The sequence below is a fragment of the Pseudomonas antarctica genome, assembly GCF_900624995.1.
In the GTDB taxonomy this organism is placed as follows: domain Bacteria; phylum Pseudomonadota; class Gammaproteobacteria; order Pseudomonadales; family Pseudomonadaceae; genus Aquipseudomonas; species Aquipseudomonas antarctica.
This window is the reverse complement of the sequence record NZ_UYXQ01000109.1, coordinates 1-13588: the sequence shown is the minus strand read 5'-3', so window position 1 is coordinate 13588 and position 13588 is coordinate 1. Positions and strand designations below refer to the sequence as shown.

Annotated in this window: 20 protein-coding genes and 2 pseudogenes; all 22 read right to left on the bottom strand. The window is 59.3% G+C overall.

All coding sequences use genetic code 11. The features are described 5' to 3' along the window. Window positions 1-21: 21 nt before the first annotated feature. Window positions 22-306 (bottom strand): annotated as a pseudogene (locus tag E0F99_RS25170) (phage late control D family protein); the annotation flags it as partial. Then, window positions 303-743: a phage tail protein gene (locus E0F99_RS25165; protein WP_083357261.1), complete on the bottom strand. Its 441-nt coding sequence runs from the start codon at window positions 741-743 to the stop codon at window positions 303-305. The gene E0F99_RS25165 and the pseudogene E0F99_RS25170, both read right to left, overlap by 4 nt. A gap of 6 nt (window positions 744-749) precedes the next feature. Then, window positions 750-3488, bottom strand: coding sequence for a phage tail tape measure protein (locus tag E0F99_RS30650; protein WP_083357262.1), 2739 nt, complete (start codon window positions 3486-3488; stop codon window positions 750-752). Next, entirely contained in the window at window positions 3478-3597 is a 120-nt protein-coding gene (locus E0F99_RS25155; protein WP_083357263.1) for a GpE family phage tail protein, read from the bottom strand. The genes E0F99_RS30650 and E0F99_RS25155 overlap by 11 nt, the downstream gene beginning before the upstream one ends. Window positions 3598-3605: 8 nt before the next feature. Next, on the bottom strand, window positions 3606-3941 hold the full coding sequence (locus E0F99_RS25150) for a phage tail assembly protein (protein ID WP_083357264.1): 336 nt from the start codon (window positions 3939-3941) through the stop codon (window positions 3606-3608). A gap of 50 nt (window positions 3942-3991) precedes the next feature. Next, window positions 3992-4507, bottom strand: a complete 516-nt coding sequence (locus E0F99_RS25145; protein WP_130908984.1) for a phage major tail tube protein — start codon at window positions 4505-4507, stop codon at window positions 3992-3994. A 57-nt stretch (window positions 4508-4564) separates the two neighbouring features. Then, a complete protein-coding gene (locus E0F99_RS25140) occupies window positions 4565-5740 on the bottom strand; it encodes a phage tail sheath protein (RefSeq protein ID WP_083357266.1) in 1176 nt (391 codons plus the stop codon). Window positions 5741-5884: 144 nt separating this feature from the next. Continuing rightward, window positions 5885-6274, bottom strand: coding sequence for a tail fiber assembly protein (locus E0F99_RS25135; RefSeq protein WP_083357267.1), 390 nt, complete (start codon window positions 6272-6274; stop codon window positions 5885-5887). Between the two features lie 10 nt (window positions 6275-6284). After that, on the bottom strand, window positions 6285-7700 hold the full coding sequence (locus E0F99_RS25130) for a phage tail protein (protein WP_083357268.1): 1416 nt from the start codon (window positions 7698-7700) through the stop codon (window positions 6285-6287). Next, complete coding sequence (locus E0F99_RS25125) at window positions 7697-8314, bottom strand: phage tail protein I (RefSeq protein WP_083357269.1); 618 nt, start codon at window positions 8312-8314, stop codon at window positions 7697-7699. The genes E0F99_RS25130 and E0F99_RS25125 overlap by 4 nt, the downstream gene beginning before the upstream one ends. Further along, window positions 8314-9225 (bottom strand): baseplate J/gp47 family protein, encoded by a 912-nt coding sequence (locus E0F99_RS25120; RefSeq protein WP_083357270.1) that lies wholly within the window; start codon window positions 9223-9225, stop codon window positions 8314-8316. The genes E0F99_RS25125 and E0F99_RS25120 overlap by 1 nt, the downstream gene beginning before the upstream one ends. Further along, window positions 9222-9566 (bottom strand): GPW/gp25 family protein, encoded by a 345-nt coding sequence (locus E0F99_RS25115; protein WP_083357271.1) that lies wholly within the window; start codon window positions 9564-9566, stop codon window positions 9222-9224. Before E0F99_RS25115 ends, E0F99_RS25120 begins: the two co-directional genes overlap by 4 nt. Then, on the bottom strand, window positions 9563-10141 hold the full coding sequence (locus tag E0F99_RS25110) for a phage baseplate assembly protein V (protein WP_083360379.1): 579 nt from the start codon (window positions 10139-10141) through the stop codon (window positions 9563-9565). The genes E0F99_RS25115 and E0F99_RS25110 overlap by 4 nt, the downstream gene beginning before the upstream one ends. Window positions 10142-10202: 61 nt before the next feature. After that, window positions 10203-10661, bottom strand: a complete 459-nt coding sequence (locus tag E0F99_RS25105) for a phage virion morphogenesis protein (RefSeq protein WP_083357272.1) — start codon at window positions 10659-10661, stop codon at window positions 10203-10205. Then, on the bottom strand, window positions 10651-11133 hold the full coding sequence (locus E0F99_RS25100; protein ID WP_083357273.1) for a phage tail protein: 483 nt from the start codon (window positions 11131-11133) through the stop codon (window positions 10651-10653). The genes E0F99_RS25105 and E0F99_RS25100 overlap by 11 nt, the downstream gene beginning before the upstream one ends. After that, window positions 11130-11315 (bottom strand): annotated as a pseudogene (gene lysC / locus E0F99_RS30645) (Rz1-like lysis system protein LysC); the annotation flags it as partial. The gene E0F99_RS25100 and the pseudogene lysC, both read right to left, overlap by 4 nt. Further along, window positions 11230-11673: an Rz-like lysis system protein LysB gene (gene lysB / locus E0F99_RS25095; RefSeq protein ID WP_083357274.1), complete on the bottom strand. Its 444-nt coding sequence runs from the start codon at window positions 11671-11673 to the stop codon at window positions 11230-11232. The gene lysB and the pseudogene lysC, both read right to left, overlap by 86 nt. Beyond that, window positions 11670-11873 (bottom strand): hypothetical protein, encoded by a 204-nt coding sequence (locus tag E0F99_RS25090; protein ID WP_083357275.1) that lies wholly within the window; start codon window positions 11871-11873, stop codon window positions 11670-11672. The genes lysB and E0F99_RS25090 overlap by 4 nt, the downstream gene beginning before the upstream one ends. After that, on the bottom strand, window positions 11870-12124 hold the full coding sequence (locus E0F99_RS25085) for a hypothetical protein (protein ID WP_083357276.1): 255 nt from the start codon (window positions 12122-12124) through the stop codon (window positions 11870-11872). The genes E0F99_RS25090 and E0F99_RS25085 overlap by 4 nt, the downstream gene beginning before the upstream one ends. After that, window positions 12121-12963, bottom strand: a complete 843-nt coding sequence (locus E0F99_RS25080) for an N-acetylmuramidase domain-containing protein (protein ID WP_083357277.1) — start codon at window positions 12961-12963, stop codon at window positions 12121-12123. Before E0F99_RS25080 ends, E0F99_RS25085 begins: the two co-directional genes overlap by 4 nt. After that, entirely contained in the window at window positions 12960-13283 is a 324-nt protein-coding gene (locus tag E0F99_RS25075; RefSeq protein WP_173667110.1) for a phage holin, lambda family, read from the bottom strand. Before E0F99_RS25075 ends, E0F99_RS25080 begins: the two co-directional genes overlap by 4 nt. Window positions 13284-13328: 45 nt before the next feature. Next, complete coding sequence (locus E0F99_RS25070; RefSeq protein WP_083357278.1) at window positions 13329-13541, bottom strand: tail protein X; 213 nt, start codon at window positions 13539-13541, stop codon at window positions 13329-13331. Between the last annotated feature and the right edge of the window lie 47 nt (window positions 13542-13588).

Here is a 13588-nt window from a genome sequence, read left to right as displayed (position 1 = left end):
GGTATATGTTCTTTTGTCCTACAGTCCGGTGTGCCTCCAACCCTGCCACACCCGCAACCCAGCGCCTTTGGGTGGAATCGCGTTCAGTCCGTCGTTGTCGCTGAGGGTGATGCTGAGCTGGTCTGCTTCGATTCCGCGATTGTCAGTCAGCTCCAGGCTCATCAGGCGCGGGCTGACCATCTGTGCGATATCGTTGCCGTCGACCGTCAATCTAAAAGCAGGCACTGGATAGGCCGCATCGCGTTTATAGCGATCGAGCGTATCTTTCAGAAACCCGGTTACACGGGAAAGGGCTGCATCGATCATAGCAACCTGCGCAGGATGTTCATGCCGACGGCGGTACCGGCGCCGAGCAGGTCGATCCGGTCATCGTCGATACGTTTAAGGGACAGGTTGAATTCGATGCGTCGAGGTGTCCCGTCGCGAAAGAAAAGGGTCTTGGTTTCGCTCAGGCTTTCGATTACCCAGAGGCCATAGATGCGGCCGGTGCCTTCGACCATGGGCCATGCCTTGCCAGTGTTTGCCATCAAACGTATGGCGTCCAGGCTGAGAGCGCTACCTGCCAGCTCCGGGAGAATGATGCCAGGCAGTGTGATGGTGTCGTCGCCACGCCCGAGAAACTGTCGGGCGGGGACGGCGCCGATTCTATTGTTGCTTGCATGGCGCCACTCGGTTTGGCGCTGCAGCTCTTGGTAAGCGGCGGTCGAGAGGCTGAATACGAACATGCCGAGGGCGAGCATCATGTAGGGTTACTCCAGGTCAGACAGCTTGCTGCGCGTGCGGGCGCCTTTCTCGCTCTCGATACGGGCCAACTCGGCACGTACAACCCGCGCAATCGCCATAGCATCCATGCCCTGTGTGGGGTGGATATTGATTTCGTATTGGTCGTGGCTGTCGTAAGTCGGGCTGCTCATAGCGCTGATAGGCGGACGGTCATCAATCGCCAGGGCCGTTCCGCTCATTGTACCGAGGCTCATTGCTCCGGCGGCAGTGAGCTGTTTGCTGAACCTGCTCAGTGCCGTCAGCGGTCCCCCTTCGCCGTTTTCGAGTCCTTGCGTCAACCCGGCCATGGTGAAGCCACCCAGCTCCGCAAACACCCGCGACGGGCTGTGGATGCCTAGCTTTTCCTTGAACCAACCAATAGTCGAATCGCCGATCGATACGATGGTGTCTTTCACCAGGCCCATACCGGACAGCAACCCAGTCACCAGCCCATTGACGATCATGCCGCCGAATTCGGTGAAGCGTGACGGCAGTTCAATGCCCAGGTAACTCAGCACCCCGGCGAAGGCTTGGTAAACCAGCCCTAGCGGGCTGAAGTTCACGAGCGTGGCGATGATGCCGCTGATGCCGCCGTCAAATCCGGCCTTGATCTCTGTCCAGGCATTAGTGAAATACAGCTTCACAGCGTCCCAGTTTCGGTAGATCAGATAGGCGCCGCCGGCAATCGCGGCGACAACGGCGGCAATGATCAGAACAATCGGGTTGGCTGCCAGCCCCCACAGGGCTATGCCTACCGTTCGAATAGCGGACAGCAATGCACCACCCATCGTCACGGCCAATAAGCGAATGCCCTGCATCAGCATCGGAATTGCGTTTTTGGCGAGGCCGATCAATGTGGGGAACAGTCGTTGAGCCACCGCGACAATGCCCGCGCTTTTAAGACCAAACAGGCCCATACCGTAGCTGACGACTGCAAAGGGGCCGATCAAGCTGGCCAGGGTCAAGGCAAGCGCACCGAAGACACCGGCCAGCACACCGACCACCATCAGGGTTTTCATCATGGCAGCAGCAGCGGCTGGGTTTTCCTTCATCCAGGCGGTAACGCCTTTGATCGCTTCGGTGATGCTTTTCAGTGCCTTGACGTAGGTGGGCAGAATTGCCTGGCTCATTTCCCGGTAAGCATTGGCCTTCTGAGCGAGCAGCTCTAGTTCGGCGCCTTGGGCAGTGTTCATACCTTTGTCGTAAAGTTGGTCGATGCCGTCGGCCCCGGCGTTCAGCTTGGCGTTTTTGTGGATCTGCTCCCGCTGCAGGTACATCTGTGCGAACAAGTTGGATGCGGTGCGATTGGAGAAGATGCTGCCGATGCTATCCAGCACCTGCTTTTTGTCCGTGATGCCTTTGGCGGAGAGCTGCGGCAGCAGAATTTTTTCCATCCACTCAAACTGGTTTTCCCGGAACAGCTCACTACCCTTGATCGCGCCGACGTCGAGAAAGGCAATTTGTCCGGCCTTGTCGTGCTTGACCTTGGTCGGATCGACCAACCCCAATTGCTCCAAATTGTTGGCCGCGCGCTTGGTGGTTTTGCCTTGGTAGATATTGGAGTAGGCACTCATCATCGCGGTACCGACGCGGTGGCCACCCATTTCCTGCACCAGCGGTTCCATCTGGTAGTAGAACGCCTCGTCCTTGATGCCTTTAGCCGCAACCCCACCGGTTTTGATCACGTTCAGCCATTCATTAGGCCCTACGCGGCCACCCGTGGCGGTGAGGATGCGTTGCACGATATCGGCTTGATTGATGAAAGCCTCTTTGCTGGCCAGGCCTCCGCGCAGCTCAATTACCTTGAGCATATCCATGAACTTGCGTTCGTTCTCGGAGCCTTGTTCTTCGCCGTACATGGCGTGGTTGGCAAACTTCATTTTCGCCAGGGTGGGCGCGACCATTTCCGCTTCATGTTCGTCGGCGAACACTGTCATGGCGTCGCGTACCAACGTCAGGTTTTCCGTGACGCTGGTGCCATAGGTCTTCATGCTCTTGGCAAACTCGATCGCTTTGCCGGTGTCTTCTTTCCCCAGGCCCAGGGCCGCAACGCGGTTCTCCTCGAGCGCGAACTGTTTGCCTTCCTGCAACGGAGCGTACAGACCACGGCCGATGGCGTAACCGGTGCCCATGCCTGCGGCGCCCGCCATGGCAGCATTTCCTGCAAACTGCCTGCGACCGCTGTATGTGCTGTCGAGGCGTGTCCGTGCTTTTGCCATTCGTTCCTGGTTGGCGTTCAGGACACGCAGGCGCCGACCTTGCTCGGTGATGCTGTTGTTGGTTGCACTGATCTGCTCGCGCAACTGACGTTCGTGAGTGCTGAGATTTTTGGTGTTGATACCAGCGTCTGAGAGACTGGATCGCAGCCCTTGAAGTTGCACGCTTTGCTGCTGGTGTTCTTGCTTCAGTCGTTGTGCTTCGCGCACTGCAACGCGAAAGTCCTTGGTCATCGCCTTGGTCGGTGCGCCAGTTGCAGCAAATTGCTGACTGAGGGCTTTAACACGCTCGCGGGCAGCGTCGAGAGACTGTCTGGTTTCGTCAGCTGCAGCCTTCTGGGAACGCCACGCGCTCACGTCTTTCTGCTGTGTGTTGAGTTCCTTCAGGCGGTCACGGGCTGCCTTGAGGGCACGGGCAGTTTCAGTGCTGCCCCCGGTGATTTTTTTCAGCGGCCCGGTGGCTTTGTCGATGGCGTCGAGCAACACCCGCAGTCTTAAATCATTTCCCATCGACGCTGCTCCGAATACGCGCCCGTTCGCGCCAGTCCATCAGTTCCTGGAGGCCCAACTGATCCATGTCAGCCGGCGCCCAATGAAAAACCACGGACAGGTCGGCCATGGCGTCCTCTACGCAACGAGGGACGCATCCGTCTTCAGACGCTTCTGCAGCAAAAAACCAGACACCTTGTTACCGAGCATGAACAGGTCGGCAGGGTCCATGTCCGAAAGCTCTACGGCGGTGAGGGTGGGGCTGCTGATCCGTGGCAGCACCTTGATGATGCTGGCGACGTCCATGTTCACTAGATCAGCCAAGCTGATACCACGCAGTTCGCCCGCGTTGGGTTTGCGCAGGGTGATGCTGTCGATGGTGGTGGTGCCACGGCGTATCGGCGTATCGAGGATGACGGTGTTGTCGTCGGCCAGTGGCTTAACGTCGGGTTGTTCGGTGGCTTCGGGTTTCATGGAATAGCTCCAGGTGATGAGGATGTGTGGTTAGCGATCAAGGGTGGGGGTTAGAGGCCAATGGCCTTGCGCTGTTTCTCCAGCATGTCGACGCCACCGACCTTCTCGATGAAGTTGAGCAGGTCGATTTCGATGATGTCTTCGTTTTCGACGGTCAGCTTGTAGTAGGTGCAGGTGGTTTTGATGCTGTGTTCGGTGTCTTCGCCTGGCTTGGCTTCGCCCATTTCGATGCTTTCGTGACGGCCGCGCACAGAGATCTCCACGGCGCTGACTTCCCCGGTGTCGTCTTGTTCATAGGCGCCGGAAAAGCGCATGGCAACGCCCGAGGCATTCACTGCGCCGAACTGCTTGAGCACGATGAGATCGAGACCGCCGAGCTTCCATTCCAGCTGGATACCGTCGTCGGACATACCTAGGTCAGCCTTGACCGAGCCGTTCATGCCGCCGCCGCGATAGGCTTCCATCTTGCGGCCCAAGACGGGCAAGGTGACGGACTTGGCTTTGCCTCTGTAGAGGTTGCCGTCGTTGAACAGGTTCATGTTCTTCAGTTTGTGGGGCAGGGCCATGGCGGTGATCTCCGGGGTTATGGCACGGGGTTAACTCCCCTTGCGGGGAGACCCGGTTTAAGCGTTGACGGCGGCGGCGAATTGCATCAGGTAGCGGTCGGTGATGCGTTGGCGCAGGGTGAGGTCTTCCAGGGGCGGCACAGGGGTGTAGTCGTAGTCGAGGGTCAGCTTGCCGGCCTTGAGGGTGTCCTTGTCGTTGATGTCTTCCGGGTACCAGCAGCTGCCGCCGATCAAGTAGCCCTGGGTAATCAGCTCGCGGAATTTGGCGTTGATCCCGTTGATGATGTCTTTGACCAGGGACGCGTGCATCGGCTTATCCATGGCCCACATGTGGGCCTCGGCCATGGTGTCGGCGATGATTTGCGCGGTACGGGCGTAGTTTTCGAACGCGAACAACGGATCGTCGCTGCACGTACGGCTACCCCAGAATCGGAAGCCGCCCTCATTGATCAGGGTGGTGACTTCGTTGCTGTTGAGGTAGTTGGCGTCGGTGGCCGGGTTTTGCAGATCCCAGAATACGTCGGCGCTGATGCCGGTCACGCCGTTGACGGCGACGTTGGAGATGGTTTTGTGCCAGCCGATTTCCTGATCGATCTTCGCCCGCAGGCCCAGGGCGCGGGCCACCGCCGATGCGGTAACGGTCGCACTGGTGACCGTGTCCCAGTTCTGGAACTCTGGCCAGATCACCATGACCTCGCGGGCGCCGAAGTTTTCGCGGTAGGCGACCACCTCTTCCTTGGTTTTACAGTCCCATGCGCTGACGTAGGCGAAGGCGCGCAGGTCCTGGGCAATCGATACCAGGGCGGTGGCCACCGGCTGACTGTCGAGGCCTGGCACGCCGAGAATGCGTGGCGTCATGCCCACGCGGGCCTTGGCCGCGAGCAGGGCTTTCATGCCGGTGTATTTGCCGTCGGCGGTGGTGGTGCCGATCAGGGCGGTGGTGGTAGCAGCTGCGTCTGCACCTTCCTTGACCCGCACCACGATTGTGTAGGGCTTGGTCTGGTCGGCGATGGCCTGCAGGCTTTTCGCCAGGGTGCCTTTGACGCCGGCTTTGGCGATGGCGCTTTGAACGTTGGTCAGCAGGACGGGGGTGTCCAACGGGAACGCGAGTGGGTCCGCATCTTCAGCCGTACAAACCAGGCCGATGACTGCGGTTGCAATGGTGCGGATGGGGCGGGTGCCGTCGTTGAGTTCGATGACCCGCACGCCGTGTAGATAGTCTGAACCGGCCATGGGTGGTTGCCTGCGCTGTGATGGAATGACAGTGCACAGGCTGCCGTGCGCGCGCCGGTTGGGCGAGCACGGGGGGTTGTAGTTAAAGCGGCTACAGGCACGGACGAGGGGGCCGGGGATGGAAGGCTACTGCTTGCTGGGCCTTCAAATAGGGGCCGTCGGCCACGTCGGAGCGGGGGCACTCAGATCAACTGCACTCAAATCTCTGCTGTAAGCCTGCCATAGCTTTGCTAATTCCTTTTCAGCGTTACTTGCATTGCCTAGCTGAAGGGAAAGAAGCAGCGGTGTCATAGCCTGAGAAGCCTTTAATTGAAGCTCAGCCTGTTTGGTCTTGTTGATCAGGAGTATCTCTTCATCACTAGGTAACGGCACGTCTTTCAAAAACGGAACACCGTGCGCATTTTTGGAGATGATTTTGCCTTCGGACTGGCCTACTAAAAGCGTGGACCAATCCTCATTTGTTATTTCCATCCCACCATTGTTTTCTAACGAAAAAGCATACCGTTGATCGTCGTCTATCCATTTTGCGAACATGGTTTTTCCTCTAGTAACCAATTGCCAAATACTGGCATGCGATAGTGACGCTGTTCGGATTCCACAGTGTCATCCCATTGTTAGTCGCAGTAGTCATGCCCAAAGAGTAGTAACTGCCACCCGCGAGCTGGAAGGACGATACGGCTCTTAAATACGAGGTTGGAAACGCTAAAGGGAAAGTAATTGATGTCGTTGTGGCTGACGCTAGGCTTCCACCACCCCACAGGATAATTATGCCGCCAAGCCAAGAGGGAAACGTAACGTAGCCATTGGCGGCCAGGTTAATAGAGAGTCCCCATCGTAGTTTTTTTGGGGTCACGATAGTGGTGTCATCAACACCCGCATCCGTCTGGCTTTGAGTGGAAACTTTTGCCCAGCCTAAGACGGTTTCCGTGGCTTGCACTAAGCGTTTTGTAATGGCCTGAAATACACGAAGCACGGTCATGGGTTTTGTGTTGTCTTGCGCCTCTTGCTTCTCTGCCTCAGCTTGCGTCGGGATATCTATTCCGTAGTCGGCAAGTGTCTTCGGGTTGGTACCGGCAATAACGCGACCATATTTATCGACCGTCACGTTGCCGTAGGAGCCTGCGCTTACACCTGTGCGGCCCACGGCCATTTCAAAGACCAAGGCAGTGGTGCCCAGGACAATCGGTGCATCCGTCACCAGTTGCCATACGCTGTCGCCATTGCTCGTTCCCGTTTCAACACTGACAAATAGCCCAGGAGTCACCTTGACGCTGGCGTCTGCGTCTTGCGCGCGTTTCCAGGTGCCGGCAGTCGATACTATGTAGAGCCCATTGTCTTTGGCCGCTGTCTGATTCTTCACTAGCACGCGGGCGTCTGATGTCAGTAGCACCCCATCAATGCTCTGAGTGCCACTCAGTGTGATGTTGGCCGTGGTGGCTGCCAGCACTGACTGCTTGAAATCCAATTTGGCCAGAGCCTCAATGACTACGGTGTCGACATACTCGCGAGTCGCCAGCACAACGCCGGGGTCAATCTTCAGTTCAATGTTGGCTGTGCTACTGACGATCAGGTTGATGCGAATGATCTGGGTCCGGCCGGAACCCTGGGAGAGCAGCGGCTTGTAGGTCGGCGCGCAATTGGCAACGGCCACCATATCGCCGTCTGCGTCATACAGGGCAATCTCACGTACCCACCAACCGCCGACGCTTTCCGGGATGACTTGCTCGGCGATGATCACACTGGCGTTGGCAGGGTCGGGTTTTACCTGGTTCAACAGCGCGCGTCGACGCTCATTTATCAACCTGGTTTGCAGGCGGCTTGGAATAGGGTCTGTGCCGTTGGCATCCCCTACCGCCATCTGGGCGAAGGTCAAGGTCGTACCGAGGGCAATAGCGTTGGCTAGCTTGGCTTCGCCGACGGCAGTGAGGATCGCGAAGAACTGGCTGTTTTGGTCGGTCATGAGTAGATTTCCATCGTGTCGATATGGTGTTCGCGGCCACCGATGCGGTACACGCCGATGACGTCGATATCGCGCTGGGGCGGTGGGTAAACGCTGAGATCGTCACCTTCGTACACGCAGGCCCCGATAAACACGGTGCCGGTGCTTTCGAGGCTGATTGCAAGGCCTGTTAGGTGGCGGGTGACGGGCTTGGCGTCATCGATCAGCCACGTCAGCTCCAAATACATTTCTTCGGTGATGCCGGTGTCCAGCACTCCGACCTTCAAGGCAAAGGTTCCGGGCACGCCTTCGGGTACGGTCTGCCACCACTCCACTACCTCGATCAGATAGCCCAGCGGCTCCACCACGCGGCGCAGGGCACCGATCGTGCCCTTGTGCGCGTGGATGTAGCGGGATGAGCGAATGGCCGCACGTTTGGTGGTTTCGCTCCAGTTGCTGTCCCATCGATCGACGGAAAAGGCCCAGGCCAGGTAGGGCAGTACTGCCACCGGGCAAGTGTTCGGGTTGCACAGCTCCCGTAAGGGAATCGGCACGCGCTGAATCTGTGCGAGGGCCAGAGCTGCCTGGCGTTCAAGTGGCGTGGAGTTGTTCGGCAGCAGATGCTGAGCGCCCATCAATCGGCACCCCGCGTGATGTTGACGTCGGTGCAATAGGGTGCCTGGGCTTCGGTGGCGACGATATCGACCCAGTTTTCCAGCACAACCTTGCGCACACCTTCGACGAATAACGCTGCGTGCACGGCAGATTCCGACACCTCCATCCCCAGGCGCCGGCGTTGGCCTACGTATGCCCACAAGCGAGCCTCGGCGGCGGCCAGAATCGGTTCTGACTCTGGGCCGCTGGTGAGCAGATATAGCTTGGCTATGACCGGGTAGCGGAGGATTTGCGCGGCTTGGACGGTTAGACGGTCACCCACCGGCCTGCGGTTGTCGTCACTCAGGTAGATTTTGACGGCGGCGATCAGATCGGGTGGTGCCGTGCCATCGCCGAGCAGCGATAGTACGGTGACCACTGCCACTGCCGGCGATGGGCTTTCAGCTGTGGCATCGGCAACCCGGCCGTCTGCGCCTCGGGCGTGGAAGATGTAGCTGTTACGTGGGCCAGCGGTGCTCAGCCCTTCCCAGGACATTTGCGCCCGTTCGCGCAAGCTGTCGTCGCTTTCCATGATCCGCGCGACTGGAGGAACTGCCATTGGCTTGGCTTCCTGAACCACCAGGCGCTGGACGTTGAAGTTTCCTGCCAGTTGGTCCAGGTCTGGGCCTTTCGCCAGTGCCAGCAGGTTGGCAATGGATGCCTCATTCACCCTCTGACGCCAGATAGTTTCGCGGTAGGCGTTCTCTTGCAGCAGTTTGGTCAGGGGCTCAGATTCCAGTTCGAGGCGGGCGGCAATCTGCGCCTGTTCCTCGAACGGCCACAGACTGATCATGTAGGCCTTTCGCTCGGCTAGGATCAATTCGAAGTCGATCTGCTCGACAATCTGCGGCGCCGGGAGTTGGCTGAGGTCAATCGCTGCAAAGGAACTCATACGCTGCCCCCGAGTTGCAGTGGCAGGCTCATGCTCAGCGGCTCATTGGTGTCGATGACGGAGCCTTCCAGTTCCAGCACCGACCGCCCTTGTAGGTTCGCGCCGAGGAACTGCACGCGGCTGAGGCTGATGCGGGGCTCCCAGCGCATCAATGCCATGACCGTGCCCGCGTAAACACGCAGGCGCGTGGTGTCGTTGAATGGATGGTCCACCAGCTCGGGAAGCAGGCTGCCGTATTCACGGCGCATGACGCGGGTACCGATGCGGGTGGTGAGGATGTCGGTGATGGACTGGCCGATGTGGTCCACATCGTTGATGGTTGCGCCGGTTTCTCGGTTCATGTTGGTAAAGGCCTCCCGGACTGATCGGTGCCCTGCTTGACACCACCGGTCAGGTGATTAACCAGGCTGACCCCTCCCGCGACGACGTCTTCCGAAACGTCCACCCGGCCGACCACGTTCTGATTGCCGGTTTGGTTGTAATCGCCCAGGTGATTGATGGGGCCGATGATGTTGATTCCGCCCCTGCTCACCAGGCTGGTGGTGCCGCTGTCGGGGAGGGTGGCGTTTAAGTGATGGGCAACGCTGTCGTACTCGATCACTGCGCCGTCGGCATAGGTACGGCGGTGCAGGCCGGCGCGGTTGCCGTTGGCTGGGATGTGATCGCTCGGCAGGCCGGTGATTACGACGCCATTGGCGAGCTGGCCGGATGGGCTGAACAGAATCACCTGTTCGTCGAGAGTGGGCGGGTCCCACTCTCGGTCGGCCCCGGCGCGCAGGGCCAGCCAAGGCAGCCAGGCGGTGGTCAGCTCTCCGGTTTTTACCTTCACGCGCGGGGGCGTCATCTGCACGGCGGCGATGACGCCAAGGCGGATTAGGTTTTCGAGCATGCGGGAGAGGGCGGCGAAGTCGTTCATGGCGCCGATGGTGGCGCCACGCGCGTGCGAGTGCAGCTTCATCACCTTGTAGGGAGGGGAGTTACAGTGTCAGGTGCGCAAGCAAGCCATCACGGATCAAGTCAAGATCGGCGTCTGTAAACCCCAATACTTCGCGCTGTTCGTAGCGCACATTCGGGGCGCCGCGCTCCGCCCGATCTTTTAAGCCGTACTGGTGAACTCTGGCGATCCGGGCAATGCGCCCAGTGAATCCCACAGAAATACCATTGCTGTCGCCCCGTACCTTCAAATAGGAGGCGGTTCGCAGCTTCTTAAACATCGCCAACTTACGGCGAATCCGCCCCTGTTTTCCGCGCAGATCACGCTTTTTGCGAGGGGCGTACTTGCTGCCATCCGGGTTTTCCTGCGCCATTACTCGTTTCTGCTGACTACGGCGTAGCTCCTGCCCGATGTTCCGGGCAAGTTTACTGCGTTCCCCTGGCTCCAGGCGCGCAAGCAGCACCGACGCCCAGGTCTCCAGTGCTTCCAGATTATTCGCCACCTGGCACCATCCATTCACTGGTATTGCCCTGGGCTCCAGGTTTCCAGTTCGGGTCGAGGTAGCCCGCCACGTACTGGGGTTCGTTCGGGTGTTTCACAGTGGTTTTGCCCTGGTCATCCTTACCCACGACCACCTTCTCTGTCAGCGCAAGGGTGATGCTGAGGTCCACTTTGTTCTTGTCGAGAATGTCGGCTTCGAACTGGATGCCGTTTTTGACCTTGTCCAGGCTTTCCAGCAGCTCGGATTGATTAACACTGAGCCAGCCCAGAATCGGCAGAATTACACTGTCAGGGTGGCCGGCGAACTCGGTGAGGATGATCTGCAGATCAAAGCTGTATTCAAACGATAGGGTGCGGGCAGCGGTACAGCGGACCTTGCCATTGTCGATGAAGATCAGCAGGCGGTCTGGGTTGTGCTTGAACTCGGCGACGGTCGCCAGGAGATGCGCGCGCAGGCTTTCGGGCTTGTTCATGGGTTGGCCTGCTGGTGTTTGTAGACCATGTCGACTTGGGCGGCGCAGTCGGCCCAGGCGGCTTCGGTGCGGTCCTGATCGGTGAGTTGGTCGCCGTTATTGAGTGGGCTGGTCGCCGGCAGCACGCACGGCACCACGGCCGGACAGCCAGTCACGATAAGCGGCGGCGCCGGTGAGGGCGGGGCGCTCGCGCAGCCGACGAGCAGCGTCAGGCAAAGGCTGATCAGCCCATTTGCGAAGTTCATCGTTTTCAAGTTTGAGTACCTCAATGGTGCGCTCACGATTCGCCAAGCCCTGGCGCAGTTGGTCCTGCTGGGTGCGCAGGGCGCTCTGTGTATCGCGTTCCTGTTTCAGGGTGGCGGTGAGCTTGTTGGCGGTGACAAGGTTGCGGTCAGCGTCTTCGCGAGCCGTCTTTGCGGCAGACTTTGCCAGTTCGGTTTTGCCTTCGGCGACGTCGATGCGCGCTTCCTGACCCCAGATGAGCAGCGCCAGGGCGCCGAGTAGGGCGATGCCGTATAGGGCCTGGCGCAAGGTGCTCACGCGCGGTACCAGCCGAGTTTGTTCATGGCGGCGGTGTCGAGCTGTTTGATGGGGCCACGCACGATCACGGCCCGAGCGCCGTTCATGATCTGGATGGATTCGGCCAACAGCTGCATGTCGCCTTGTTCGGTCGACTCTGGCACCACGAGTAGATCGCCGTCCTGCACTCGCAGCTTTTTCACTGCGTCGAAGTCGATCATTTGGGATGAGTCTCCGGTGCGCGGTACCAGCCAGCGTTGTTCATCGCTGTTTCGTCCAGTAACTGAACATCACCCCGGACAGCCAGGGTGTGGTGAGGGAGCATGTAACCGGCCGCACTAACGATTTTCTGCATTTCTTCGTCGGTGGTCTCAGCAGGTAGCAGCAGTACGTCAAATGGCCTCAGGCGGAGGACGGCGAGCTTTTCAAACAACTCGTGATAAGGAAAACGCTCGGTCATGGGAGTGCTCATGCCGCCACTCCTTGCCCGCATTCGCAGCCGGCGTGCCGTTCGTAGGCGCGCTGGAGCTTGGTGTCGTAGAGATTTCGCTGATAGTCCGGCCCGTTGTAGAGCCTGGCGAACTCGGCCCATTTGCGCGATTTTAGGGCCTTGTGTAGCACTGGGTCGGTTTCGATGAAGCGGGTGAAGGCGTCGAACTGCTGCGATTCACCAGCACTCATCGCGGCCACAAATTCCTGCACGTTGGTGTAGCCGAGGCGTTTCCAGTGGAAGCCCATAATCTGGAAGGCACCCCAGGAAGCCGACTCCAAGGCGGCGGTGTCATCGATCAGCCGGGCCATGGCCAGGCGTTGGTGTTCGGCGGTACCGCCGATGTACCCACCGGGTTTCGGATTGACCAGGGCAGGATTGGCGGTGGCGACCTGATCGGCATGACGTCTGAGTTCGGCCGGGTCATCGCCTGCGTTTCGAGCCGTAGCTAGCTTGCGGTACATGATGTGCCGTTCGAACAGAATCACCGGCTTGCCGTTGTCCAGGAAACCCTTGCCCTTAGATTCCACTTCGTTGACCGCGTAGATACTCGCCAGCGGCACGTCGAGGCGTTCGGCAGCGGCCACCAGGTCGTTGTTGCGCAGCAGCTGGGCGCAATCGCCGCCGGCCAGGCTGGTTTGCGTCTTGGTGCCTGCGATACCGTCGGCGACCAGACCGACTTTGACCTGGTAGGCGCGGACGGCAGCTTCGGTGGCATCGCCGTAGTGCCCATCCGGCACCAGGTTGGCGCCGTTCTTGTTGAGGTTCTTTTGCAGCATTAGCACCGCTTGCGAGCGGTCGCCGTGGCGAAGGGTAGTCATAGCTGTTCTACCTTGCGGTTGAAAAACTTCTTGGCCGCCGCGCGGGTGCCTTCGACACCGAGCAGCCCAATTACCCCGCCGAAAAACGGCGCGGTAGATGTCGGAATACCCAGCAGTGCTAGGCCATGGCTTGCGGACAGGGCCAACGTGCCGCACAGCGGGGCCTCGATCAGCATGCGGCGCAGGGTGCCTCCGCCGTACATGACCCGAAGGGCCGCGATGACCAAGGCCAGGAACCCGGCATAAAGAGTCGGCCAGTTATTTTCGAGCCAGGCGGCGAGCCAGGCCCAGGTGTCGGGACGATCAGGCATGTGCTTCATTCCGTTGTCCAGGGTTGGTGGGTTCTAGGGCTTGGTGCTGCAGTGTCAGTCCCATAGCTGCACCATCTGCCGCTGGGGCGCGCTGGTTTGGGCTTCGGGCATGTTGACGACAAGGCCTTGCGGCAGGGTCGGGCCGTAATCGGCTAGGCCGGGGTTGGCTTCGAGTACTGCTTCGGTGACGCCTGCAGTGCGGCCGTAGTGCCGCCAGCAGAGGGCGTCGACGGTGTCGTTTTGATTGGTGCGGACGGCGACGGGCATCACTCTCCCTCCGGCTCTGTCGGTACTGCTGGCGAGGCATAGACGAA